This is a genomic window from Weissella sagaensis, assembly GCF_010306265.1.
GTDB lineage: Bacteria > Bacillota > Bacilli > Lactobacillales > Lactobacillaceae > Weissella > Weissella sagaensis.
In genome coordinates, this window is record NZ_BLKA01000005.1 from 80,302 (window position 1) to 103,423 (window position 23,122).

Sequence of the window (23,122 nt, forward strand, 5' to 3'; positions counted from 1 at the left end):
TAGCAATAAATATCCCATAATTAATATGCATAAAATTAAAAAACAACAAACGACATCTAGCAGTTTGTTGTTTTTTAATCTTGATATTTAGAATGTATATGACAAATTATTAATATAATTAATACGTTTTTACCCAAGGGAATACTGGTTTAGTAGCACCATATAAGGCGTGATCTTGATGACTTAATTTTGCCCAATTTTGGTTACCATAGTCAAAATGCCACCATTCTTCAGTATAGTTAGTAAAGCCAGATTGAATCATAATATGATAAAGCAAACGTCGGTTACGGCGTGCTTCCTCATATTTTTCAGAAGTATCATCTACTTCATAATAAGTCGTCTTGGCACGAAGACTTATATCATCAAAGGGACTACCCATATCTAATAGACGTCCTTTTTCATCAATGATTGATAAATCAACCGAGCCCCCAGTGTTGTGCGGTGAAGGTTTCTTTTCATCAGTAGAAGGTAAGGCGACAATCCGTAAAGCTGCTTGTTGAATTTCTTCGTCAGAATAAGTCGGATGGTCACGCTTAACAAATAATTTCATTTGATCAAATAAGGCTTGTTGGGTGGGAATACTTCGCCACGTATCAAACACAACAAATTTATAGCCGTAAGGTAGTCTACGCGCTGCTTCAATTAATTTTTCTTGTACATGTGCCCGAGCAAATAGTTCAGGGTAGGTACCAGGTAAATTTTGGATAAAATACTGTGGGCTAACAATCATCTTTTCAGGTAAATAACTTAATGAAACTAAGGGCTCGTTATTTTCTGTAATTGGCACTTCTTTAATAGGTGCCCAGTCCCAATTTTGAATGGGTGCTTCAATTGGCGTGTCAGTAAAATCTAACATTTTAAGCCTCCTTTAGTTTAATGATTAAAAAAACATTGTTTTATGAGAATGGTATATGATTATTTTATCATGAATTTAGTATAATAAACTGATTTACTAGTTGTGTTAGAGTAGAAAAAGATAGTAAAATGGACTTTAAATTTAATAATCACTGTGATATTAAATTAAAAAATAAATAGAAATGTGAGTGAATGAAAATGACGCAAAATGAATTTGTACAACCGTTGAATGCCAAAATCACGAATCTAGCACCTGATGGGTTAACAGGTTTTCAAAAACAAGTGCGTGACATACCAGATTTGTTACGTTTAACATTTGGCGAACCGGGGTTTGATGTTGATGAAAATATCAAAGAAGCTGTCATGTCATCAATTGCCAATAATAATTCACACTATGCTGATGCGCAAGGGGAACGTGATTTACGTCAAGCAGCAGCAGCGTATTATAGTTCACGCTATGATTTACCATTTGATGATGAAACGAATGTCATTGTAACTGTGGGCGCATCAGAAGCTATCAATGTGATTTTTATGACTTTACTAAATGAAAACGAAGGCTTAATGATTCCTGAACCAGCATACGCACCGTATACAGCGTCTTTAGATTTGGCACATGGTCAAAAAATTGCCGTTAATACACGACCAACTAATTTTAAATTAACACCAGAATTAGTTGCGCAAACTGTTGAAGAATCTGATGTTAATATTAAAGCGGTTTTGTTTAATTATCCAGTTAATCCAACTGGTGTTACGTACACACGCGAGGAGTTGGAAGCGCTTGCAGATGTCTTTAAAAAGTACCATTTATGGGTGATTTCTGATGAGATTTATGCACAATTAACATATGATCAAGAGCATGTTTCAATGGTTAGTCTTTTGCCAGAACAATCAATTTTAATGACTGGTTTATCAAAGTCACATGCGATGACAGGGTATCGTATTGGCTTTATTATTGCTGATAAAGCCTTTGTTGATCAGGCACAAAAGGTACATGAGGCGCTAACGTTCGCCTTACCTAAGTTTATCCAAGATGGTGCAACCGTTGCTTTAACAAAATCAGCTAATGTTGCTGAGGGAATGCGCGATATTTACAAAAAGCGACGTGATTGGATGGTACCGCAATTAGAAGCACTTGGTTTTGAAGTTGTACCGGCAGAAGGTGCTTTTTATATCTTTGCTAAGATTCCAGCTGACATGAATCAAGACAGTGAAGTTTTTGCGTTAGATTTAGCTGAAAATGGACACGTTGCTGTCATTCCAGGGGCTGCTTTTTCTGAATATACACCAGAATATATTCGTATTTCATATGCCGCATCGGATGAAGATTTAAAAGAAGCAATTCGCCGTATGAATATTTATTTTGATAAGAAACGTGCAAATCAATAAAATATTAAAAAACCGTATGTAGCTTATTGCTTGCTGATATACGTTTAAAAAGTAGTAAACGCCTATTAATCAGGTCTTTACTATTTTTTAGTTTGAAAGGCTATTTTTTTGACCATATAATTGCTTTTTTAAACAATTTAAAAGATTTTGTGTAATAATTTCAAACATTTGTTGTATGATAATTAATGAATATTTTATAAACATAAACAATAAATTTGGAGGAACACTGATGCAACCGCGTATGAATAAAAGTAGACAACTTGTTTTAACTGCCTTATTCATTGGGATTGTTTTATTACAATCAATTGTCCCTTGGTTAGGCACTTTACCATTAGGGGCGTTTGCCATTGGCGCAGCTGTTACAATTATTACCTATACAGTCGCAATTGGTAGCATGGTTTTAGGACCAAAAGGCGGGGCCTTATTAGGATTTGTATGGGGCGCATATTCACTGTGGCACGCCTGGTCAAGCGTACCGAGTATTGGTGCTTTAATTTTTCGTAATCCGGTTACGGCACTCGTGCCACGAATAATGGTTGGCTTTTTGATTGGTTATTTGTATCATCGATTTGTGCAACAACGTGATTTTAAACAGCAAGGTATTTGGTTAAGTATCTTAGGTGGACTATCTGCCTTGATTAATACGACCTTAGTATTAGCGATTACTTGGATTAGTTTTACAATAATGGATACGTCATTTACGGGTATTCCTCATACTAATTTAGCGCAGTGGTTGATTGTTTCAATTGCTGGTTTTAACGGTATTTTTGAAATAATTGTTGGTGCTATTTTAGTGCCATTGATTGGTATGCCAGTTTTAACTTATATGAAGAGGCAACTCTAAACAGCTGAATTGTCTTTAAAATTCGTTTATAATCCGTGTGGTTATAAACGAATTTTTATTTTGTCTGATTTATGGGAGTATTTTTTGTTTTGCAAAAACTCTTACTTTAAGTCAAAAACATTTTTGATTTTTTAACGTGTATAATTAAGATTATTGGGAGGAGGCTATCGCATGAAAACAAAACAAGATTTAGCACAAAAAAATAATATTATTCGAGCTGCGGTAATGGGCGCTAATGATGGTATTTTATCTGTATCTGGTATCGTTATTGGCGTTGCAGGGGCAACGACAAGCTCCTTTGCAATATTTATTGCTGGATTTGCAGGGGCTTTAGCAGGAACGGTTTCCATGGCCATGGGTGAATATGTATCCGTGCACTCAGAAAATGATGCCCAAAAGAAGGCAATCATACAGCAAAAATCAGCTCTACAAGATAGATATCAAGAAGAATTTAATTTTGTAAAAGAACGCTATATGCAACAAGGCATTTCTAAAGAATTAGCGTTGACTGCCACGACTGAATTAATGAATCAAGATCCTTTAGGAACAACAATTAAAGAACGTTATGGCTTTTCACAACATCATGAAATATCAGCTGTATCGGCTGCGGTTGCCTCAATGATTGCTTTTCCGCTGGGCTCATTGTTGCCAATGTTGGCGATTACCTTATTACCTGAGCACATACGTATTATGGCAACAGGTATTGCTGTTTTAATTGCTCTAGGAATTACTGGATTTATGGCGGCTCGTTTATCAGGCGCAGATGAACAAAAAGCGACTATCCGTAATATTATGGCAGGGGTTTTTACGATGATTATTACTTATTTAATTGGTTCATTGATAGGAGCTTAGTATTATGACAAAAAAAGCAAGCATCATGTCAGAAAAATTGAACACAATTCGAGCAGGCGTTTTGGGGTCAAATGATGGTATTTTAACAGTAGTTGGGGTGCTTTTTTCAGTAGGCGCTGCAACGACCAATCAATTTACAATCTTATTGGCCGGCCTAGCGGATTTATTAGCATGCGCCTTATCAATGTCATCAGGGGAATATGCTTCGGTTAGTTCACAATCAGATGCACAAAAAGTTGTGGTTGTAGATGAAAAAAGGCGCATCAAATCACAACCTGAGCAAGTACAGCAAGACATTTATCAATTTTATTACGATCAAGGATTAACTGAAATAACGGCCCATAAAATTGCCCGTGAGTTGATGCATAAAATTCCGCTAGAGACGATTTTAAAAGTGAAATATGACATGACATTGGGCCATTACGTTAGCCCTTGGTCAGCAGCATTTTCTTCACTAATCTGTGCCAGCTTAGGTGGGATGTTACCGCTTGCGGCAATGTATTTAGCACCCTTAAAGTGGCAGTTTTTAGCAACGATTGGGGCAACAATTATTGCGGTTGCTTTAACTGGCTTTTTAAGTGCTAAATTAGGACAAGGTCTGCCTAAACGGGCTATTATTCGTAATATTATTATTGGCTTAATAACAATTGCAATTCATTACGGTATTGGAATGCTCTTCTGATTTTAGTAAACTTATTAGTTGAGAAGAGTTTAGTAACAAAAAAGAGACTACTTCTTGTTAGTCTCTTTTTTGCTTGTTAAAAATATAAAATTCCCGGAGAGATTAATGACAGATTATTATGGCTTAATTGGTTATCCGGTTGAACATTCAAAATCACCAGTGATGCAAAACCAAGCATTTCGTCTGGCAAGGATTGATGCAAATTATCAATTATTTCCTATTGCACCGCAAAATTTAGCAACAGCATTACCACAATTAGTTGCTAAAGGTATCAAAGGACTAAATGTTACGATGCCATTTAAGCAGGCAGTTGTGCCTTATATGGATGAACTATCGGATTTATCTAAACGGCTTGGTGTGGTTAACACGATTACCATTAGTGATGGTCGTTTATTTGGTGATACAACTGATGGACAGGGATTTTGGACGACAATAAAGCAAGTACCTAAACAGACGATTATTATTGGGACAGGTGGTGCAGCGCAAGCAATTATTGCAAGTGCCCCGAAAACGACACAAGTGCATGTATTCAATCGTATGAATGAAAAATTTGTTGCTAAGGCAGATGCTCTAGCGCACTTTATGCAAGAACCATTGCACGACTTGGCAACCATTACACAGTACCTGCCAACAGCTGATCTAATTGTGAATGCAACAAGTGTGGGGATGAATGGTGAACCGTCACTGTTATCACCGCAACAATTTTCTTTAACACCTCGGCAAGCAAAAGTCGTTGATATTATTTATAAGACAGACGATACACCTTTTGTGGCAGCAGCCAAACAAGCTAATCGAGCAGCAACGGATGGACTAGCTATGTTAGCCGGGCAAGGGGCATTAAGTTTTGCCGCTTGGACGGGTATATTCCCTGATCAACAACGTATGTTGGCGGCGATTTCAAAAGAAAGAAGAAATTAAAATGATTATTGTAATGAAAGATAAACAAGCAGCACAGACTGTCGTAACACAAGCTAAGAGCTTCCAATTAAACCATGTTTATCGCTTTGAAAATCGCGTTGGTTTTGCTGATATTAAAAATAGTGCAGCGTTATCGTTCATTAATCAAGATGATGTTATTGAAATAATTGCTGAACATCCAGCAGCAATGCAGGTTAGTCGAACATTTCATCCCGATGATACCATGATTCAAACGGCTCATAGTCAAATTGGTGGCGATAATTTTAATTTAATTGCGGGACCTGATGCTATTGAATCAGCTGAACATGTTTTAGCAATGGGAAAATCTGCTAAAGCAGCTGGTGCCACTATTTTACGCGGTGGTTCATATAAACCACGAACTAATCCATATAGTTTCCAGGGATTAGGTGAACAAGGGCTTAAGTGGCATCGAATAGCTGCAGATGCTTTAGGAATGGATATGATGACAGAAGTTATGAGTCCTGCTGATGTTGATTTAGTTGGTCAGTACACAGATATATTCCAAATAGGTACGCGTAATATGCAAAATTTTGCGTTACTAAAAGCAGTTGGTCAACAGGACAAACCCGTATTATTAAAGCGAGGCATGAGCGCCACAGTCGATGAATGGTTAAGTGCAGCTGAATATATTGCCTCAGAGGGAAATACGCAAATTATGCTGATGGAACGTGGTATTCGTAGTTTTGATCAAAAATATTTACGGAATACAATGGATGTTAGTGTGATTCCAGTATTAAGAGAGTTGACACATTTGCCTATTTTAGCGGATCCATCACATGCTGCTGGAGTTGCTGAACATGTGACAGCAACTGGTTTGGCAGCCGTTGCAGCTGGTGCTCAGGGTTTGATGATTGAAATTCATGATCAACCAACAAAAGCATTGGTTGATGGTAAACAAGCGTTAACACCAGAACAAATGGTTAGTTTATTTGAGAAAGCCCAAGCCATTCACGACATAGTGAGGTAAAATCATGATAACGGTATCTCTTCCTAATAAAACCTATCAAATCAAAATAGCAAACGGATTACGTGAACAGATTGGTTTGCAAATTAAAAGTATTTGGTCACAACGGCAAATACTTATTATGACAGATGAACAAGTTGGTCATTATTATTTAGCAGAAACACGTGCACAATTAGAAGCAGTTGGCTATCAGGTTACAACATTGGTTCTTCCAGGTGGTGAACAAACGAAAACGTTACCGTATCTAGAACAAGCAATCACAACATTAGCAGATAATCATTTTACACGTGATGATGGTGTGATTGCTCTTGGTGGTGGTGTCATTGGTGATTTGGCAGGCCTTACTGCAGCAATGTATATGCGAGGCATTGCATTTATTCAACTTGCCACATCTTTGACTGCCCAAGTTGATTCGAGCGTAGGAGGGAAAACGGCCATTAATTTAGGTCAAACTAAGAATATTATGGGAACATTCTACCAGCCCGACTTAGTTTTAATTGATCCGACATATTTAAATACACTAGCGGCGCGTGATTTAGTGGAAGGCTATGCCGAAGTTGTAAAAACGAGTGCACTAGCAGGTGGCGTTTTGTGGAACTTAACTGGTAAGATACAATCAAAAGCCGATATTTTAGAGAATGCGTTAACGTTAATTATCCAGTCGGTGCAATATAAAGCCGAGATTGTTAAACAAGATGAACAGGAAGCGGGTATTCGCAAATATCTTAATTTTGGACATACAATTGGGCATGCCATTGAGTTATTGGCACATGGTAAATTACGGCATGGTGAGGCAGTCTCAATTGGCATGATTGCAATTACGCAACGATTTGTAAAAGCTGATATTAGCACAGCAAAATTTTTGGATGATTTGCGCAACAGATTAACCGTAGTTGGACTGCCAATTGACTCGTCGTTAGTGCAAAATCCAGACATGTTGCATCAATTAGTGCATGACAAGAAAAATCGTGCAGGTGTCTTGCAGTTAGTCGCAATTAAAACGCCAGGTGAGCCACTAATTATCCCAAAAGCATTAACGGATATGAACAAATTTATGCAAGGAGCGTGATATGCAATGCGTTATATGACAGCAGGTGAAAGTCATGGACCAGAAGAAGTCGCTATTATTGAAGGAATTCCAGCGGGTTTAACGATTACAGCTGAGGATATTAATGAACAATTAGCACGACGTCAACATGGCTATGGTCGTGGTCAACGTCAGGTCATTGAAACTGATACAGTGACAATTATGGCAGGCGTACGTCATCAGGTAACATTAGGTTCACCCATTGCCCTAAATGTTCATAATGATGATCATAATCATTGGGCTAAAATTATGGACCCTAATATACCGGCAACGATTGAAAATAGTACACGTAAAGTCATGCGTCCGCGACCAGGACACGCTGATTTGGTTGGGGGGATGAAATATCGGCATCAAGCAGATTTACGCAATGTGTTGGAACGCTCATCCGCTCGTGAAACAGTTATGCGTGTAGCTGTGGGTGCAGTTGCTAAAAAATTATTAGCAGCATTAGATATTGATGTGCACGGATTTGTGTCGAACATAGGTCCGGTTAAGAGTGATTTGACACAATTAACTAAATATCAAAATTTGGCAGAATTACGTGCCGTAACTGAAAGTTTTGCGACACGTTCAATGACTGCTGCAGATGATCAAGCGATGCAAGCCGTTATTGACCAAACAAAAAGAAACCGTGATACAGTGGGTGGTACTGTCCAGGTGATGGCAACAGGTGTGCCGGCTGGATTAGGGTCATATGTTACTGCTGATGAAAAACTAGATGCTAAAATTGCTCGTGCAATTGTTGGCATCAATGCTTTTAAGGGTGTTGAATTTGGTGGTGGTTTTGATAATGCTGATAAATATGGTAGTCAAGTTATGGACGAAATTTATTGGTCTGCAACTCGTGGTTTTTACCGAGGTGCTAATCATCTAGGCGGTTTTGAAGGTGGTATGACTACTGGTGAGATGATTGTTGTTCGTGGTGTTGTTAAACCAATTCCAACGTTATATCAGCCAATGCAAAGTGTTGACATCGATACACATGAAGATCATCGTGCGTCAACAGAAAGGTCTGATACAACCGCAGTCACAGCAGCGGCAGTTATTGCTGAAGCAATGGTGGCTATTGAATTGGCAAAAGCCATCTTAGATAAATTTGATACGGATAGTTTGTCACGCTTGCAAGAACAAGTGGCTGCGTATCGTGAGGAAATTAAGAATTTTTAATGATAAAAGAATTGTAGGTTAAATAATGGGCAATTTGAAGTTACAAACAATGGGGCGGCATCTGCGGGGAACACTAATAATGCCTGGTGATAAAAGTATTTCACATCGTGCAGTGATGTTGGGAAGCATTGCATCAGGAGATACCAGAATTCACAATTTATTAGATTCACAAGACGTTAACAGTACAATTACAGCAATGTCCAACCTTGGTGTGACTTTTGAGCATGATGGTGATGACTTAATTGTCCATGGTAAATCATTAGACACGTTAACTGAGCCAAAACAAGTATTGAACATGGAAAATTCGGGAACTTCTGCTCGTTTATTAATGGGGTTGTTAGCGAAACAACCGTTCACTTTAACTTTTCGTGGTGATAGTAGTTTGTCTAAACGCCCCTTTGCACGGGTAATCAAACCGCTGATGGCAATGGGTGTTAGTTTTGTTACGAAAAATGATCGTTTACCAGTAACAAAATTGGCTACTAAAAGTTTAAAAGGGATATCATATGAATTACCAGTGGCCTCAGCTCAGGTTAAAAGTGCCATTATTTTGGCTGCATTACAGGCTGATGAAACAACAACCATTATTGAACCTATTCCCACACGAGATCATACTGAACGTATGCTGGCTGCATTTGGTATTTCCATAAAGCGGGTTGATAATCGCGTGATTGTTGCGCCACAAACGAACCTGATAGCAACCAATATTCAGGTTCCAGGTGATATCTCATCAGCAGCTTATTGGTTAATTGCCGCTTTATTAGTGCCAGATAGTGATTTAACCCTAAAACAGGTTGGTGTGAACCCGACAAGAATGGGGATTATTAATATCCTGAAACGGATGGGAGTGTCGTTTGAATTTAAAGCCGAACAGACAATTGGGGAGCCAATTGCTGATATTCGGGTACAATCACAAACACTGCGCGGGACGACTGTGACAGCGACTGATGTACCCACGATGATTGATGAAATGCCTTTGATTGTTTTGGCAGCAACTCAGGCTAAAGGTGACACACTGATTACTGGTGCTAGTGAGTTACATGTAAAAGAATCTGATCGTATTGCAACTGTGACGACACAACTTAATAAATTAGGTGCGCATATTGAAGCGAAAGAAGATGGTTTTTATGTGCATGGCGATACGCCATTACATGTGACAACCCCAACTGTTGTCGATTCTTGTGGTGATCACCGTGTTGGTATGATGTTGACAATTGCTGCTTTAATTACGGCCGGTGATGTTTCTTTAGCTAGAGCAGATGCTGTTAATATTTCATATCCTAAATTTTTCAAAGATTTAGATGAGGTTTTATCATAAAATGAAAGTTATTTTAATTGGATTTATGGGTGCTGGTAAAACAACAGTTGGTCAATTATTAGCGACTAAACTAATGCAATCTTTACTAGATACCGATCAATTAATTATTGATCAGACGTCGCAAACACCAGGCGACATTTTTGCAACAATTGGTGAAAATGGCTTTCGAGAAATTGAACGGCAAATTTTAATGGCAGCAGTCAATAAACCAGGCATCATTGCAACAGGCGGTGGCATTATTGAATTAAGTGCAAATCGCCAGTTGTTAGCGGAGATGCCAGTGCCAGTTATTTATTTGTCTGGTTCATTTGGACAAACAATGGAACGCTTAGTTAAAGATAATTCACGGCCAATTGTGCGAAATAAATCATTACTTGAGTTAGCACAACTCTGGGAAGATCGATTACCAAAATATGCTGCTATTGCAACCAAAATAATTTACACAGATAATAAAAGTGCAGAGCAAGTAGCCAATGAAATTATTGCATATTTAAAGGATATTGGGGATGAAACAGTTAGAAATAGGGGCAGTCACAGCAACAGCTGATCGGCCATTAATTGCTGCGCCTATTACAGCTAATACTTGGCAACAAGCAGTTCAACAAGCCAGTTTGCTCAAAGAAAGTGCAGTTGATGTTGCTGAATGGCGGGTGGATTATCTTGGCGCGTTAGATAATTTAATGGTTACGCATATCCAAAAGGTTTGCCAAGCAGTCAATAAGCCTGTTATTTTTACTTGGCGTACGCAGGCGGAAGGTGGCCAAAAAACATATCGTAAACAGACATATGAAAATGTTTATTTAAATGCCATTTCAGCAGGTGTTGCCGCTTTAGACATTGAAATCAGTTTATTGGCAGATCAGAAAAATTTATTACAAAAAATCCCCAATGATGTGCAAATCATTGGGTCAAAGCATTATTTTACAAAAACACCCACTAATTTAGTGCCACTATTAGAGAAAATGGACACTTTACCAATTGATATTGTTAAATTGGCAGTTATGCCGCAACAATTAAGTGATGTTGCTGCTTTATTAACGAGTACAAAAAAGGTTGCAAAAGATGCAAAAAAACCGTTGATTACAATGGCAATGGGCACCATGGGGATACCTTCTCGTATAATTGGCAGGGAATATGGCTCACAGTTAACATTTGCAACTGTCATTAGCAGTTCTGCACCTGGTCAATTGTTGCTGACAGATTTATTGCAAAAATGGGGAACAAGTTATGATATATAAAAGTCGATTTTTTGAAAGTGAACGACAAGCACTGATTGCCAGTATTCCAGGAACCATGAGTTACTCTTTAGTAACTTTTCATGGTATCGGGGATGATATTGGGATGGACAATATTAGATTACGTTTAGATTGGCGTGCGCCTGATGTTTTTAAAACTTATTTAAACAACGCATTACAAGTAGATGAAAATTTTGATCGCATTGGGTATGTGACACGTACTGAAATGCTTTTAGGTCAAGCAATGTTTGATTATAACGGGAATTTTACGTTATCAATAAATGCGTTAACGGCCTCTATTGCCAATTATAGTCATGAAGCAATGCAATTAGTGGCAGTTGGTGCTGATATGATTTTACCAGTTGGGTTAACAGATTTACGTCATGTTATTCACTTAACTAAGTGGCAGCATGAAAATCATGTTTTGTATCATCTAGTAGCAGGATTACCAGCCTTAGAACAAAAAGTTGATGATTTGCGTAATGCAGGGCCATTTAAAAATAGTGGGTCATTATTACGTCATGATACTGAGTTAGATAGTCAAACCCTGTTAGTTTTTATAGGTGATTTAATTCAAGATTATTTTGGTGTAGAAAGTAATCAATTACAGTTAACTCGGGCTGCTTTTGGAAAAGTAGATCCTGATCAATCAGTAGCAAGTAATCGCATACTAATTGCGGATTTTGAAAATTGATTATGGTTGATATCGTTCATTAAAGCATCATAAATTAAAAATAAATGATTTTATACGCAATACGCAAAAAGGCCTAAATCCATTATTTGGATTTAGGCCTTAAATGTGTTCTAAAAGATTTAAGCCTTAATGTGATGCCATGTAAGTGGTTACGTTCTTCGCAAGCTATTTGTTACCAAGGTTTAAAGATGATGGCAACTAATAAATATAATAGGACAAAAACAATTGGTAAAAGCCATTCCCATTTTGGTAAATGGTCTGTAACAGTTTGTGTTCGAGGAAAGCCTTCTGAAAAACCATGAGAGGTCATGGCGATAGCCAAATCATCAGACCAATGCAAAGCACTTAGGATTGCTTTAAAGTAAATTTGTGGTTGCCATAAATGATACGTCACACCACGCAAGGCACCAGCATAACGAATGATTTGGACTTGGCGGCGTACGCGAGGTACCAAATTAAAAGCAGCTAATAAACCATACGTAAATGTATTAGATATTTTAGCATGTTGATTTAAACTCATCAGTAAATCTTTAACAGATACAGTCAGCGTAACAGCAGCACCTAAGAATAAATAGGCGTACAAACGGGTTGCGTAGACGAGCGCTAAATGGTGTGTGTCACCAGTTCCAAAGGCAATGAATGACCACCACGTCCCAAAAGCAAGGGGGAGTGAAATCAAAATCATCAAGCCAATTAACTTAAAATTTGGACGCTGTGTCAGCAGATAAACACCACTTATCAAAACAACGACACCATTTAAAATAATTGAGCGAACAAATGATGTTTCAATACCAATGCCAAGCATGATGGCAACTAAAATTGTTGGATTTAGTCTAAACATTGTTGGCCTCCCCAATTAAGATGAGTGATTTATTCTTGAAGACTAATTCATAATCAATAAAGTTAGCCAAGCCAGTACGTTGGTGAGAAATCATTAAGACGCTCTGTTGGGTTGCCTGAATGCTATCACTAATTAACTGCATAATAGCTTGAACAGAATTGCTATCTAGACCGGCTAATGGCTCATCAAGTAACAAAACAGGTTGTCCCATAATCAACATACTTAAAACCTGCAATTTTTTCTGTTGGCCACCGGACAGTTGGTAAACAACATGATCTAATAATTGATCTAAATGCAAGGTCGTTAAAGCGCCTTGAATACGTTCATTTGTCCAATAAGACGCAGCTAAACTATGACGTTGCGATAAATTGATTTCTTCTTGTAAGGTCATTTTGACAAATTGGTCTGTCGCCGACTGGAAAATTAAGGCAACTTGTTTGGTCCAATTTTTTAACTTTATTTTACGGGTGTCTTGACCGTCCCAATTAATCTGACCGGCATACTTTATTTGGTGACCTAATGCTTTAAATAAAGTCGATTTACCAATGCCGTTGGCACCAGATAATAAGCCAATCTGGGCACTAGGTAAGGTGAAAGAACTTTCAGCTAACAAAGTCCGTTGCTGAGCAACAGTTAACGTGAGTTGGTTAAAACTAAGATGACCTGTGGGATGAGGTACACCATAAAACGGTGTGATGACCGGTAAGTTATCTAGTTTTGTTAAGGGTTGTTGGGACAATGTGCCAGTTTTAGTATCAAGGGCATATAAATAATCAACTAATTTTTCATAACCAGATAAATCATGATCTGAGATGATAATTGTTTTATGTTGTTCAACTTGTAATTTTTTTAAATCAGCTAACAAGGCTAAACGGGCTGTCGGATCAACACTTGCAAAAGGTTCATCTAATAAAATAATATCGCTATCCATTGCCAACACAACAGCCAAGGCGACACGCTGTTTCTCACCACCTGATAATGTTAATAATTCTTGATCAGCAATATCAGTTAGGTGGAGTGCTTCAAGAGCCAATGGGACCCGTTGATTAATGACATCTAATGATAGCTGAAGATTTTCTAATGCAAAAATTAATTGTGAACGGGCAGTACGCATTGCAAATTGGCGATCTGGATTTTGAAAGAGCATAGCAATACGTCGTGCTCTTTCAAATGGGACAATGGGTTGGATGGGCTCATTATTTAATAAAATTTGGCCACCGGTAATGACACCACCAAATTTTGGCAATAAACCAGCCATTGATTTTAAGAGGGTTGATTTACCTGAACCTGAAGGACCAATTAATAGGTTAAATGATCCGGGTTGTGGTAGCCAATTAATTTGATTTAAGATATTTTGTTGATTATCAGCATACGCAAAACTAAAATTTTCAACTTTTAAATTTGTCATAAGCTTAATGTTTTAAGACACCAGATTTGGCAACTAACTTTTGAATGTAATACACTAAAACGCCGCCAAAGAACCCAGCTGAAATTAAACGGATGATAAATAGTGTAATCATCAAGCTAGGTTTATAGTCTGCATAACCACTATTAAACAAATCCCAGATAAACGTGACGATAGTGGTTGTAATGACAGAAAAAGTCAAACCAAGTTTACCCCAGTTTTTATAACCAGTTGCGGCAAAGCCTAATTCAGTTCCCACACCTTGAACAAAGCCAGAAATCAAGTTAGCGGCACCCCAACTTGAAAATAGCATCATTTCAACAGCAGCAGCTAGGACTTCGCCTAGTAGTGAACTACCTACTTTTTGTAAAATTGCACCAGCAAGTGGGGCGGCCATTAACCAAACGCCTAACGTTAAATCATTGGCATATGGCTTCAAAGGCGTTGCTGCTACAGCATAATAAGCAGCACTCCACACCTCAAAAATAACCCCAAAAAATATGGCGATGATTGCTAGGAAAATAACATCCCGTAGTGACCATTTTGTCTTTGACTCATTAACTGTTTGCATAATAAATTGCAAACCTCCTTAAAATAATATCGTCGAATCGCCAAAGCTCTGGTAGCAAAAAAATCCCAGCACTACAAAGACACATGTCTTTGTGGGCACTGGGATTGTTTACTGTCATGATAAACAAGAAGCTCCCTAGCAAAATTACATTGCTCAGGTTCTATGGGTATTTTCTCAGCCAGCTCTTGGCACCCCAGCTTATTTGATTCGCTTGTTTTAGTATATGGGTAATTAAATCTATTTGCAAATTAAACTTAGGTTTATCATAAATTTTAGCGAGATTATATATAGATAAAAGATACCGTAACGTTGTTTATTTTGGTAAAATAAAGAAGACAAGAAGTAAGGATGAGAAATGGAGGCATTCGTTCGTGGAATCTCAAATAACATTGTTAGGGTTAAGTACCAATAATATTCTAGCAAAATCTGTGGCTGAAGAGCTGAACATACCATTGACACCAGTAGATATTCAGCGTTTTGCTGATGGTGAAATTTATGAACGAGTTCAAGAAAGCATTCGTGGAGATGATGTCTATGTTATTGCGCCGATTGCAGAAGAAGTAAATGATGCTTTCATGGAAATCATGATTGTCGTTGATGCACTGCGCCGGTCATCGGCGGGACAAATTACTGTGGTTATGCCATATATGGGGTATGCACGTCAAGATCGCAAAGCAAAGTCTCGTGAACCTATTACCGCTAAAATGGTGGCCTCTTTAATTGAAATGAATGGTGTTGATCGTGTCGTTTCAATTGACCTACATGCCCAGCAAATACAAGGATTTTTTGATATTCCAGTGGATCATTTAAAAGCAGCGCCATTATTAACAGACTATTTTTATAGTCGTAATATGACGGATAACTTGGTAATTGTGTCACCAGATCATACTGGTGCTGGTCGCGCCCGTAAATTTGCTGATATTTTGAAAGCACCATGGGGTGTTGTTAATGATAATATCGCCATGACAAATCCAGAGTCACCAGATGCAATCGTTGGCGATGTTAATGGTCGTCGTGCTGTAATTGTAGATGACATCGTGGATACAGGTTACCGTGTACAAATGACAGCTCGTGCACTTTTGGCTAATGGCGCAACTGAAGTTTATGTTGCTGCTACTCATCCAGTCTTATCAGGAGATGCTGCTGATAAATTAGCAACTGATGATAATATTGAACGATATATTTTCACAGATACAATTCAGATTCCAGAAGAAAAGTTGAATCCTAAGTTTACAGTATTATCAATTGCACCATTATTAGCAGAGGCTATTCAACGTATTCACGATAACGATCGGATTGACGTCTTATTGCGTTCAAGTAACAATCCTGACGTTAACATTTACTAATTTAAAATTAATATGAAGTCAAATTTGGGAGGTACAAACATGGTTTATGCAGCAGCAGATAACCGGTATGATGTTATGCCATATCGTCGCGTATCAGATTCCGGTTTAATTTTACCCGCACTGTCTTTTGGTTTGTGGCGTAATTTAGGTGATCAAATGCCACTATCAAATTCACGTGAGGTTATTTTAAAAGCATTTGATAACGGGATCTTTTCGTTTGATAATGCTTCTAATTATGGCCCAGCAGATGGGACTGCTGAAGAGACATTTGGGGCGGTGTACCAAAAAGATTTACAACCATATCGTAACGAATTAGTCATTACAACAAAGGCTGGTTTTCATATGTGGCCAGGGCCACTAGGTGAATTTTCGGGTAAGAAAACCCTAACAGCTGCCTTGGATTTGTCATTGCAACGGATGCACTTAGATTATGTAGATATTTTTTATGCACATCGTTGGGATCCTAACACTAATTTACGTGAAACAGCGCAAGCCCTTGATTTAATGGTTCGTCAAGGCAAGGCTTTGTATGTTGGTGTATCTAATTACACAACTGAACAAGTGGCTGAGATTTCAAAAATATTTGATGAATTACATACGCCTTTTATTGGTAATCAAATGTCATATAACATGTTTAATCGTGAAGCTGAAGAAAGTGATATGTTGTCAACTTTAGATGATCATCATGCTGGCTTAATTGCGTATGGACCATTGGCAGAAGGTTTGTTGACTGATCGCTATTTGGATGGCATTCCAGCTGACATGCCATTACATCGAACAAATGCATTTATTCAAGAAGATCCTAAGGGTGCAGTTGCCAAGCTTAATGCACTAAATAAAGTTGCTGCTGACCGTGGTCAAACTTTGGCCCAATTAGCAATGGCTTGGTTGTTACGAGATAAGCGGGTACCGTCAATCGTAATTGGTGCTTCTTCAGTTGACCATTTATTAGATAATGTTAAAGTTGCTGATAATATGACGTTATCAACAGAAGAATTAAGTAAAATTGATCAAATTCTAAAAGGATAAGTTAAAATTGTTTATTTTCAAAGTAACAACTATGGAAATAAACAGTTTTTTTATTGGCAAATAAGTTGTTATAATCTCAAAAATGAAAGAAGTTAATTAGTAAATGCATAATAATGATATCGTTCGTCGTTTGCAGTATATTTTTAATATTAGTAGTAAAGATATGTTAGCCATTTTTAAATTGGGTGATTTGGATTTAACGAAGGCTGAATTTTTGGCCATTATTGCCAAGCCAGCCCCGGAAAGTGCACGTGATGCGCAATTATCACGGCATGATTTAGAAAAATTTATGAATGGTTTAATTGTGTCACAACGTGGGCATAAGAAAAATGAAGATGGTTCTTTAGCACCACAAGATTATAGTATGCAACGTGATAATGATATTAATAATGTTGTGATTAAAAAAATTAAAATTGCGATGTCGTATACAACTGAAGATTTGTTAGCTTTTTGGCAGGCTGCAGATTTTAAAGTAACAAAGGGTGAAGTAGGCGCAATGCTTCGTCGTAAATCACATCCTAAATATTTGGTTGCAGGGGATCAATTTATGCGTAAGTTATTAATGGGGATGGCAGAAACTTTGCGTTAAAAATTGTTTTATTATGAATAGGCACATATCAGGATACTTCTGGTGTGTGCCTATTTTTTGAGTTATTGTGTCGTCTATAATTTTTAATTATTGGATAATGATTATTTTTTTGACAAAAAACATTTAACTATAAAAAACAATAAACAAATATATATAATTTTGTCAATTAGTCTAATAGTAGTGAGGTAGCCACCACACAATCGACTGACAGTAATAAGGTGAGTGATAGTAGTGAAGTAGCTACATCACAAGCAGCTGATAATAGTAAGGTGAGTGATAGTAGTGAAGTAGCTACATCACAAGCAGCTGATAATAATAAGGTGAGTGATAGTAGTGAAGCAGCTACATCACAATCGACAGGCAATAATGATAGTATAGCAGCCACATCGCAAGTCGACGAAAGTGCTGATGCAACTGAGATTAATCAAACACAAGCATCAAGCATGGTTGCTAATCAAAATAATCCAAAAAATAACACTCAAAAACATGAGCAACAGGTTCAAAAAAACGAAATAAAAAAGCAACGAACTACACAGAATAGTGTAGTTTCAGTATCTTATCAAACTTTTTTAAAAAGAGTTGGTGTAAGGGCTAATGAAATAACACATGTCACACAAGCTAATTTTTTGGATTATTTTGATTTAGATGGGGATGCAACTTATGATCCAGCAACTGGTGTTGTAACACTTGTACCAGATGAAAATGATAAAGTTGGTAATTTTACACTAAAGAATAAAATTGATTTAAATCAAAGCTTTCAATTAGTAGGTCAAGTTAATTTAGGTGATGATTCTAATGGTGCTGATGGTATTGGACTAGCATTCCATAATGGAAATACTTCAGATATTGGTGTGTCTGGTGGTAGTAATGGTATGGGACATCTTGAGCATGCAGTAGGATTTAAATTAGATACCTGGCATAATGATGCTGCAGATCCAAATCCTGATGCTACTTCTGATTCAGATAAGTTTGGAACATCGCCAGATCCTGATACAAATGGTGAACCGTTTGGTAGCTTTGTAACAACAACATATAAACACCCTAATGATAATGAAGATTTTCCTGAAGTTTGGTGGCCAGAAACAGCTCAAAATGAAGGTGAAGATGGTTATCAGGTAATCGGTAATGATTCAGTTGATGGCCAATATCATGATTTTACAATGAATTATGATGGTGAAACACATGAATTGGTTGTGACATATGATACGAATGATGGTATTTTAACATGGCGTAAAACAATTGATATTAATAATTATGATAATAATATGGCAGCCTTTATGATGTCTGCTTCGACTGGTTGGGCAAAGAATTTGCATCTATTTAAAATAACTAGCTTTGATTATTATGGTAGTGAAGATGCACTTATTCATTTTATAGATGGTACAACGGGTGCAGAACTGGAAACTGAAGAAATTAACGGATTGCCAGGTGAACCCATTAATTATGATGCAAATGAAAAAATCAATGATTATATTAATCAGGGATATGAATTACAAAGTAATGAGTTAACACCAGATGCAGTTTATGATAATGATGAATTAGTGGATCAAGAATTTAACATTATTTTAGTTCATGGACAAGCAACGATTAATGCTGCTAATCCGGCAGTCCCTGGTGCCCCAATTAATGTAAATGACCCTAACAGTCCAGTTTACCCTCCTGGAACGGATTTTAATTCAGTGGCACATAATGTTTCACAAACAATTAACTATCAATTTGCTGATGGTACAACGGCAGCACCGACTGCTACAGATGCTGTAACATTTAATCGAGATGTGATTGTTGATAAAGTGACAGGTGAAATATTATCAACTGGAAATTGGCAACCAGTTAATGATGATACTTCTTTTGATGAGGTATCATCTCCGGTAGTAGATGGTTATTATGCGAATATTGGTAAGATTGATACAGTTGATGGCTTAACGGAAAATAGTCAGGATTCTAACCAAGTAGTTGTTTACGAACCAGTTGGTCAAGTTATCATGAGTTCACCTGATAGTGATTTCCCTAATGCAGGGACAATTACTTATCCAAATGATCCAACTGACCCTACTGCTGTAGGTTCAGTAACATTGCCAGATGTACCAGGTTACACAGCATTTGATACTGATGGAAATGAACTAGCGCCAGGTATGATTATTACACCAGTTAATCCGGGTGAAGATACTAACATCATCTATCAACGTGATACTGGAACTGTAACGGTTAACTATGTTGATCAAGATAATAATGTCTTAAATGATCAAGTCGTTATTAATGGTAATACTGGAGATACTTATGAAACAAATTCACCTGTTATTGACGGTTATTATTTAACGGCTCAACCGGGAAATGCGACAGGCGTTATTGATAAAGCAGGGACCACAGTTACGTATACGTATGCCCCTGTTGGATCATTAGTTGCAACATCAGATGATCCTGATTTCCCAGGAGTTGACGCAGTTCCATATCCTAATGATTCTAGTGATCCAACAAAAGTTGGTACAGTCACGATACCAGAAGTACCAGGTTATACAGCTTACGGTGTTGATGGTAATAAATTAAATCCAGGTGATGTTATTACACCAACAAATCGTGGTGAAAATACGAATATACATTACGTTCGAGATACAGGTAAAGTTATTGTTCATTATGTAGACAAAGCAGGTAATAGTATTGATAATTCTGTTATTATTGAAGGTAATACTGGTGACGATTATCAATCTGAGTCTAAAGTTATTAATGGTTATGTCTTAGATGCTGTTCCTGAAAATGCAGTAGGATCAATTAGTAATGATGAAACGAATGTCACATATGTGTATGAACCAGTTGGTGCATTAGTACCAAGTTCAACAGATCCTAATTTCCCAAATATAGATAATATTGTTTATCCTAATGATCCTAGTGATCCGACAAAAGTTGGCTCAGTGACCGTACCAGAAGTTCCCGGTTATACAGCTTTTGATAGTAATGGAAATGAATTGGCACCGGGAACAGTTATTACACCAACTAATGCATCAGTGAATACACCAATTATTTATCAGCGTGATACTGGTACGATGACGGTTCACTATGTAGATGAAAATGGAAATGAATTAGCTGATTCAGATATGACAACGGGTGGAACGGGAGACACATATACTAGTGATGCTAAAGTTATCAATGGTTATGTGTTAAAGACAGTACCTGCAAATAATACGGGTGAATACGAAGCTGGTAATATTGATGTTAACTACGTTTATGAACCGGTTGGTCAAGTGATTGTTAGTTCAACAGATGCTGATTTTCCAAATCCTGGTAATATAACTTATGAAAATGATCCTAATGATCCAAGTAAAGTATTATCAATAACTGTACCAGAAGTACCTGGTTATATTGCTATTGATCATAATGGTAATGTTGTATTATCTGGTACCGTAATAGCAATTGATAATCCAGGCGAGGATACACCGTTAACATATGTTAAAGCTGACGGTACTATTGTGACGCATTATGTGGATGAAAATGGTAATGAAATTGCGAATAGTACAACAACTAATGGTGTTTTGGGTGATAACTACACCACAACAGCACCGGTAATTAATGGTTATGTATTAGTTGAAACACCTGCAAATAGTACGGGAACAGTAACGACAGGACAGACAGATGTGACCTATACGTATGCACCAGTTGGTGCTTTAGTTGCAACATCAGATGATCCAAACTTCCCAGCTCAAACGCCAATAACATATCCAAATGATGACACTGATCCAGCTAAAGTTGGAACGGTAACGGTAGCAGAAATTCCAGGATATACAGCGACAGACAGTGAGGGTAATGTTGTGGCTCCCGGAACAGTAATTACACCAGCGGATCCAACGAAGGATACAACGATTAATTACGTACCAGTAGCAGTAACAGGTCAAGTTGTCACACATTATGTAGATGCTGATGGTAATGAATTAGCACCAAGTACAACAATTACAGGTAACCAAGGTGATAACTACACCACAACAGCACCGGTAATTAATGGTTATGTGTTAGTTGAAACACCTGTAAATAGTACGGGAACAGTAACGACAGGACAGACAGATGTGACCTATACGTATGCACCAGTTGGTGCTTTAGTTGCAACATCAGATGATCCAAACTTCCCAGCTCAAACGCCAATAACATATCCAAATGATGATACTGATCCAGCTAAAGTTGGAACGGTAACGGTAGCAGAAATTCCAGGATATACAGCGATAGATAGTGAGGGTAATGTTGTGGCTCCCGGAACAGTAATTACACCAGCGGATCCAACGAAGGATACAACGATTAATTACGTACCGGTAGCAGTAACAGGTCAAGTTGTCACACATTATGTAGATGCTGATGGTAATGAATTAGCACCAAGTACAACAATTACGGGTAACCAAGGTGATAACTACACCACAACAGCACCGGTAATTAATGGTTATGTGTTAGTTGAAACACCTGCAAATAGTACGGGAACAGTAACGACAGGACAGACAGATGTGACCTATACGTATGCACCAGTTGGTGCCTTAGTTGCAACATCAGATGATCCAAACTTCCCAGCTCAAACGCCAATAACATATCCAAATGATGACACTGATCCAGCTAAAGTTGGAACGGTAACGGTAGCAGAAATTCCAGGATATACAGCGATAGACAGTGAGGGTAATGTTGTGGCTCCCGGAACAGTAATTACACCAGCGGATCCAACGAAGGATACAACGATTAAATATGTATTAAATAAAGTTGTAAATGGTCAGGTCATTATTCATTATGTTGATCAACACGGTAACGCTATTGCAACAAGTGATACTTTAACTGGTAATACGGGAACTAGCTATACTACTCAAGGTAAGCAAATTCCAGGTTATGTATTAATTAAAGTGCCGGTAAATGCTAACGGTGTCTTCTCTGATGATAGTATTGATATAACCTATGTTTATATGGCAGATAAGAATGATGAACCAACAAATGATGATCAACCAACAAATGATGATGAGACGGCTACAAATGATCAGTCTGGTAATCAACCAGTAAATATGGTAGACAAATCGTCGTCAAAGCTTGTTGATACAGCTATGATAAGTTCATCAAGCACATCAACTAATAAGGATGTGCAACAAATAAATAATAAACATGATAAGGTTATGTTACCGCAAACAAATGTTACGAATGAACGAACTGTGAATACTAACGTTATTGTAATTGGTTTGCTTGTCTTGAGCAGTGTAATAGGAGCTTTAGGAGTTTATCGTAAGCAAAATAAAAAGTAGTGTTTATAAATGTTTACAAGTAAAATATTCTTATCGAATTATTTTGATGTAATAGTATTTTAAATT

Annotated in this window: 20 protein-coding genes; 16 read left to right on the plus strand and 4 right to left on the minus strand. The window is 37.5% G+C overall.

Annotated features, from left to right (window positions below; translation table 11 throughout):
* Positions 1-118: 118 nt before the first annotated feature.
* Entirely contained in the window at positions 119-856 is a 738-nt protein-coding gene (locus G7Y65_RS06640; protein WP_150189980.1) for a M15 family metallopeptidase, read from the minus strand.
* A 197-nt stretch (positions 857-1,053) separates the two neighbouring features.
* Here G7Y65_RS06640 and G7Y65_RS06645 point away from each other — a divergent pair, with 197 nt between their 5' ends.
* The 12 genes from G7Y65_RS06645 (at position 1,054) to G7Y65_RS06700 (ending at position 12,023) form a co-directional block, all read left to right on the plus strand.
* Positions 1,054-2,241, plus strand: coding sequence for an aminotransferase class I/II-fold pyridoxal phosphate-dependent enzyme (locus tag G7Y65_RS06645; RefSeq protein WP_042492821.1), 1,188 nt, complete (start codon positions 1,054-1,056; stop codon positions 2,239-2,241).
* Between the two features lie 229 nt (positions 2,242-2,470).
* On the plus strand, positions 2,471-3,085 hold the full coding sequence (locus G7Y65_RS06650) for an ECF transporter S component (RefSeq protein WP_137600694.1): 615 nt from the start codon (positions 2,471-2,473) through the stop codon (positions 3,083-3,085).
* A gap of 171 nt (positions 3,086-3,256) precedes the next feature.
* Positions 3,257-3,937 (plus strand): VIT1/CCC1 transporter family protein, encoded by a 681-nt coding sequence (locus G7Y65_RS06655; protein ID WP_042492824.1) that lies wholly within the window; start codon positions 3,257-3,259, stop codon positions 3,935-3,937.
* Positions 3,938-3,941: 4 nt separating this feature from the next.
* Positions 3,942-4,619, plus strand: coding sequence for a VIT1/CCC1 transporter family protein (locus tag G7Y65_RS06660; protein ID WP_165314745.1), 678 nt, complete (start codon positions 3,942-3,944; stop codon positions 4,617-4,619).
* A gap of 105 nt (positions 4,620-4,724) precedes the next feature.
* Positions 4,725-5,537: a shikimate dehydrogenase gene (gene aroE / locus G7Y65_RS06665; protein ID WP_042492826.1), complete on the plus strand. Its 813-nt coding sequence runs from the start codon at positions 4,725-4,727 to the stop codon at positions 5,535-5,537.
* A gap of 1 nt (position 5,538) precedes the next feature.
* Positions 5,539-6,525, plus strand: coding sequence for a 3-deoxy-7-phosphoheptulonate synthase (aroF, locus tag G7Y65_RS06670; RefSeq protein WP_147161737.1), 987 nt, complete (start codon positions 5,539-5,541; stop codon positions 6,523-6,525).
* A gap of 4 nt (positions 6,526-6,529) precedes the next feature.
* A complete protein-coding gene (gene aroB, locus G7Y65_RS06675; protein WP_141926625.1) occupies positions 6,530-7,591 on the plus strand; it encodes a 3-dehydroquinate synthase in 1,062 nt (353 codons plus the stop codon).
* Positions 7,592-7,597: 6 nt separating this feature from the next.
* Complete coding sequence (gene aroC, locus G7Y65_RS06680; protein WP_141926626.1) at positions 7,598-8,776, plus strand: chorismate synthase; 1,179 nt, start codon at positions 7,598-7,600, stop codon at positions 8,774-8,776.
* A 25-nt stretch (positions 8,777-8,801) separates the two neighbouring features.
* Positions 8,802-10,094, plus strand: a complete 1,293-nt coding sequence (gene aroA / locus G7Y65_RS06685; RefSeq protein WP_165314746.1) for a 3-phosphoshikimate 1-carboxyvinyltransferase — start codon at positions 8,802-8,804, stop codon at positions 10,092-10,094.
* Position 10,095: 1 nt separating this feature from the next.
* Positions 10,096-10,641 carry a shikimate kinase gene (locus G7Y65_RS06690; RefSeq protein WP_165314747.1) on the plus strand — a complete coding sequence of 182 codons (546 nt, stop codon included), beginning with the start codon at positions 10,096-10,098 and terminating at the stop codon, positions 10,639-10,641.
* Positions 10,601-11,332 carry a type I 3-dehydroquinate dehydratase gene (aroD, locus tag G7Y65_RS06695; protein WP_137600689.1) on the plus strand — a complete coding sequence of 244 codons (732 nt, stop codon included), beginning with the start codon at positions 10,601-10,603 and terminating at the stop codon, positions 11,330-11,332. The genes G7Y65_RS06690 and aroD overlap by 41 nt, the downstream gene beginning before the upstream one ends.
* On the plus strand, positions 11,322-12,023 hold the full coding sequence (locus tag G7Y65_RS06700; RefSeq protein WP_240006084.1) for a hypothetical protein: 702 nt from the start codon (positions 11,322-11,324) through the stop codon (positions 12,021-12,023). Before aroD ends, G7Y65_RS06700 begins: the two co-directional genes overlap by 11 nt.
* Before the next feature lie 172 nt (positions 12,024-12,195).
* On the opposite strand, the gene G7Y65_RS06705 is transcribed toward G7Y65_RS06700, so the two are convergent.
* The 3 genes from G7Y65_RS06705 to G7Y65_RS06715 are packed head-to-tail and all read right to left on the minus strand — an operon-like array spanning position 12,196 to position 14,840.
* Entirely contained in the window at positions 12,196-12,864 is a 669-nt protein-coding gene (locus G7Y65_RS06705; protein WP_042492837.1) for an energy-coupling factor transporter transmembrane component T family protein, read from the minus strand.
* On the minus strand, positions 12,857-14,272 hold the full coding sequence (locus G7Y65_RS06710) for an ABC transporter ATP-binding protein (protein WP_165314748.1): 1,416 nt from the start codon (positions 14,270-14,272) through the stop codon (positions 12,857-12,859). The genes G7Y65_RS06705 and G7Y65_RS06710 overlap by 8 nt, the downstream gene beginning before the upstream one ends.
* Positions 14,273-14,276: 4 nt before the next feature.
* A complete protein-coding gene (locus tag G7Y65_RS06715; protein WP_147161741.1) occupies positions 14,277-14,840 on the minus strand; it encodes an ECF transporter S component in 564 nt (187 codons plus the stop codon).
* 371 nt (positions 14,841-15,211) lie between these two features.
* On the opposite strand from G7Y65_RS06715, the gene G7Y65_RS06720 reads away from it, so the two are divergent.
* The 4 genes from G7Y65_RS06720 (at position 15,212) to G7Y65_RS06735 (ending at position 23,056) form a co-directional block, all read left to right on the plus strand.
* Positions 15,212-16,186 carry a ribose-phosphate diphosphokinase gene (locus G7Y65_RS06720; RefSeq protein ID WP_042492840.1) on the plus strand — a complete coding sequence of 325 codons (975 nt, stop codon included), beginning with the start codon at positions 15,212-15,214 and terminating at the stop codon, positions 16,184-16,186.
* Positions 16,187-16,225: 39 nt separating this feature from the next.
* Positions 16,226-17,215: an aldo/keto reductase gene (locus G7Y65_RS06725; RefSeq protein WP_042492841.1), complete on the plus strand. Its 990-nt coding sequence runs from the start codon at positions 16,226-16,228 to the stop codon at positions 17,213-17,215.
* Between the two features lie 103 nt (positions 17,216-17,318).
* A complete protein-coding gene (locus G7Y65_RS06730; protein WP_141926633.1) occupies positions 17,319-17,804 on the plus strand; it encodes a DUF1456 family protein in 486 nt (161 codons plus the stop codon).
* A 218-nt stretch (positions 17,805-18,022) separates the two neighbouring features.
* Positions 18,023-23,056 (plus strand): MucBP domain-containing protein, encoded by a 5,034-nt coding sequence (locus G7Y65_RS06735; protein WP_165314749.1) that lies wholly within the window; start codon positions 18,023-18,025, stop codon positions 23,054-23,056.
* Positions 23,057-23,122: the final 66 nt, after the last annotated feature.